The sequence below is a fragment of the Elstera litoralis genome, assembly GCF_000963705.1.
Taxonomy (GTDB): Bacteria; Pseudomonadota; Alphaproteobacteria; order Elsterales; family Elsteraceae; genus Elstera; species Elstera litoralis.
Map to the genome: position 1 here is coordinate 1 of NZ_LAJY01000257.1, position 2,439 is coordinate 2,439.

Annotated in this window: 4 protein-coding genes; all 4 read right to left on the reverse strand. The window is 61.5% G+C overall.

All coding sequences use genetic code 11. The annotated features are described in order from the left end of the window. Positions 1–405: 405 nt before the first annotated feature. The gene (locus VZ95_RS10680) at positions 406–624 is read right to left on the reverse strand and encodes a hypothetical protein (protein ID WP_045775825.1); all 219 of its coding nucleotides are present in this window, start codon (positions 622–624) and stop codon (positions 406–408) included. Between the two features lie 10 nt (positions 625–634). Continuing rightward, positions 635–820 carry a hypothetical protein gene (locus VZ95_RS27050; RefSeq protein ID WP_045775826.1) on the reverse strand — a complete coding sequence of 62 codons (186 nt, stop codon included), beginning with the start codon at positions 818–820 and terminating at the stop codon, positions 635–637. Between the two features lie 8 nt (positions 821–828). Continuing rightward, complete coding sequence (locus tag VZ95_RS10690; protein ID WP_232302606.1) at positions 829–2,028, reverse strand: MBOAT family O-acyltransferase; 1,200 nt, start codon at positions 2,026–2,028, stop codon at positions 829–831. A 101-nt stretch (positions 2,029–2,129) separates the two neighbouring features. Next, positions 2,130–2,439: SGNH/GDSL hydrolase family protein (locus tag VZ95_RS25495; protein WP_045775827.1), on the reverse strand; the 310-nt coding region annotated here is incomplete at its 5' end.

The following is a 2,439-nucleotide window of genomic DNA, read 5'->3' on the forward strand; positions in this document are numbered from 1 at the left end:
CCGCCAGCGTTCGTTCTGAGCCAGGATCAAACTCTCAGGTTGATGCCATCGGTGTCCCCACCAATAGCAACCTTACTAATCCTAAACTCTCTATCTCTAGAAGGTTCAGAACCAGCAACCAAACAGGCCGCCGACTCCAAAACCCTTCCCCATTAACCTACAATGTCAAAGAACCCTTCGGTTTGCACCGATGTCTGCGCCGCCGTTTCAGCGAGGCAGGGAAGCGTTTATAACCGAACCGCCAAACCCTGTCAAACTGTTTTTCCGATTTCTTTTTTCGGTGTCCGACGATCTTGCGATCCTCAACCACCGATCCCGAGACCGGCTGCCCGGCAGCGCCGCGACAGGAGGCGGTTTCTAATGGTCGGCCCGACGAAGATCAAGCGCAAAAAACGAAAGCGGCGATCAGGGCTCCAGCAGATCGGCCCGGCGCGCCCGCAACCAGGGCAAAAGCCCATCGATCCCGAGGTTTTCCGGGACGCTTTGCCAGGCCTCCGCCCAGGGCAGCAGCGCATCGGCCACGACGGCGGGCTTCACGTCGCGCACCCAGGCGGTCAGCCCCGGCGCATTGCCGAGCGCGAGAACCAGGAAACCGACCAGAAAGGCAGACAGGAGGGATCGCATCGGGGGCACCTTAGAACTGAAAATAGATGAAGGGGGCAACGCCCTGCGGCCCCAAGCCTTCGATCAGCAGCAGCGCGCCGCCCAGCACGATCCCCAACCCCCACCAGGGTAGGTGATCGAGCCCGCGCGCCAGCCGGGCCGTCCCGCTCTCCGGTGTGAACTGCGCCGCGAGCACAAGGGCAATCAAGGCGGCCAACGGCCAGGTCAGCAGCGCCTCGCCCCCTCAAACCCACCAAACAGCAGCCCCCGCCCATAGTCGAGCGCACTGGTGAGATCGGTCGCCCGAAACAGAATCCAGGCGGCACAGACGATGTGAAAGACAATCCCGATACGCAGGATTCTCGGCACTGCCTGCCAGGCGCGCCCGGCCCAGCGCTCCAGGCCGAGGGCAGTGCCGTGCAGCAGCCCCCACAGCACGAAGGTCCAAGCCGCGCCGTGCCACAGGCCGCCGAGCAGCATTGTCACCATCAGGTTGCGCGTCGTTGCTAGTGCCCCGCCGCGATTACCGCCTAAGGGAATGTAGAGATAATCGCGCAGCCAGGAGGACAGGGAGATATGCCAGCGTCGCCAGAAATCCGAAAAACTCTCGGCGCGATAGGGCCGGTTGAAGTTCAGCGGAAAACGGTAGCCGAGTAGCGCCGCCGAGCCCATCGCAATATCGCTGTAGGCGGAGAAATCGCAGTAGATCTGCACGGCATAGCCATAGGCAGCCGCCCAAAGATCCGGCCCGCTGGCGGTGATCGGGCTGTTGAACACCGGATCGACCAGATGGGTCGCCAGCGCATCGGCGATAATGATCTTCTTCACCAACCCGAGCAAAATCAGCAGTAAGGCGGCGCCGACCTGGACATCCGAAAAACGCGGCATCCGCTGCAACTGCGGCAGGAACTGCGCCGCACGCACGATTGGCCCTGCCACCAACTGTGGGAAAAACGCAAGGTAGAGCAGCACATCCAGGGGATTGCGCGTCGCTCGGATCGTCCCCCGGCTGATATCGACAATGTAGCTGATGCCGTGAAAGGTGAAGAAGGATATCCCCACCGGCAAAATAATGGACAGGAAGGGTAAATCGCGCTGCCAGCCGATCAGCAGCAGCAAATCGGCCAGGGATTCCAAGAAAAAATTATAATATTTGAACACGCCGAGCAGAGTAAGATTAAGGCCGATCCCCAGCGCCAGCAGCGCCCGCCGCCGCGTCGGCCAGCGCTCCAAACCAAGGCCGACGCCGAAATTCAGCAGCGAACTGCCCGCCAGCAGCAGCGAGAACAGCGCGCTCCACTGCGCATAGAAAAAATAGCTGGCCGCGACCAGCACCAGCTTGCGCGCCGCCAGGGTCGGCATCGACCAGACCAGCGCCAGGATAAGCGTTAAAAACAGCGCATAGTGAAGTGTTGGGAACAACATGATCTTAGAAAAGCCCGCCCGGAATCACCGAAATCTTACGCGGGCGCTATAGCAGGTTCGCCCTCCGGTGCAATGTGGAAATCGGGCACGCCCTGCGCTTATCACCGCTGCGCCACCGCCCCACCTGCGGTTTTCCACCCGGCGAAATCGGCCATAAGCTGATCGTAAAGCGCATCCGCTGCCCGCGCATAGCCTTCGGGCCGGTAATGAACGCGGTCTTGCCCGGCCAGCGGCGGATCTTGTAAGGCCCAGGCATTCGCGCCGCACGGCCCCATCACCTGCGACCAATCCCAGAAGAAGAGTTTTTCGCGCGCCGCGAGGCCGCTGAGGGTTTGGCGGACCATGCTGAGATTGCTCGGAATCACCCAACGGCAAGCCGCTGCGGGTTTGCGCGCGCCGGGCTTCACCGCA

What these genes read in the sequence shown, in the direction of transcription:
- VZ95_RS10680 (WP_045775825.1), bottom strand. Translation starts at nt 624, where the DNA reads ATGCGATCCCTCCTGTCTGCCTTTCTGGTCGGTTTCCTGGTTCTCGCG.
- VZ95_RS10690 (WP_232302606.1), bottom strand. Translation starts at nt 2,028, where the DNA reads ATGTTGTTCCCAACACTTCACTATGCGCTGTTTTTAACGCTTATCCTG.